The organism is Cupriavidus basilensis (genome assembly GCF_029335485.1).
GTDB classification, from domain to species: domain Bacteria; phylum Pseudomonadota; class Gammaproteobacteria; order Burkholderiales; family Burkholderiaceae; genus Cupriavidus; species Cupriavidus basilensis_E.
Genome location: NZ_JARJLM010000338.1, coordinates 1 through 473, shown reverse-complemented (window position 1 = coordinate 473; position 473 = coordinate 1). Strand labels below are relative to the sequence as shown.

The window sequence follows — 473 nt, the reverse complement described above, 5'->3', positions numbered from 1 at the left end:
CACCTTTCATGCTCCATGCGATCATGCCGCTGGTGGCGGCGTTCCGCCGTGCCTATCCCGAGATCGAGCTGGAGCTCAATACCAACGACCAGATCATCGACCTGCTGGAACATCGCACCGACGTGGCCATCCGCATCGGCGCGCTGCGCGACTCGACGCTCCATGCGCGGCCGCTGGCCAGCCCGGCTTATCTCAAGGCGCGGGGCCGTCCGCGGACCGTGGGGGACCTGGACGGGCATAGCCTGCTCGGCTTCAACCAGCCCGATTCGCTCAATCGCTGGCCCCTGCGCGGCGTCATGGGAGAGGAGGTGCGGATCACGCCGCATCTGTCGGCCTCCCGCGGCGAGACCTTGCGCCAGCTGGCGCTGGCCGGGGAGGGGCTGGTCTGCCTGTCGGATTTCATGACCGATGCGGACCGGCGGCGCTGCGACCTGGTCCAGGTGCTGGTGCGCGATACCATCGACGAACGGCAG

1 protein-coding gene is annotated in these 473 nt (G+C 68.3%); it reads left to right on the top strand.

The features are described from left to right. The coding region (locus P3W85_RS19915) for a LysR substrate-binding domain-containing protein (RefSeq protein ID WP_276266072.1) at nt 1-473 on the top strand (473 nt) is incomplete at both ends.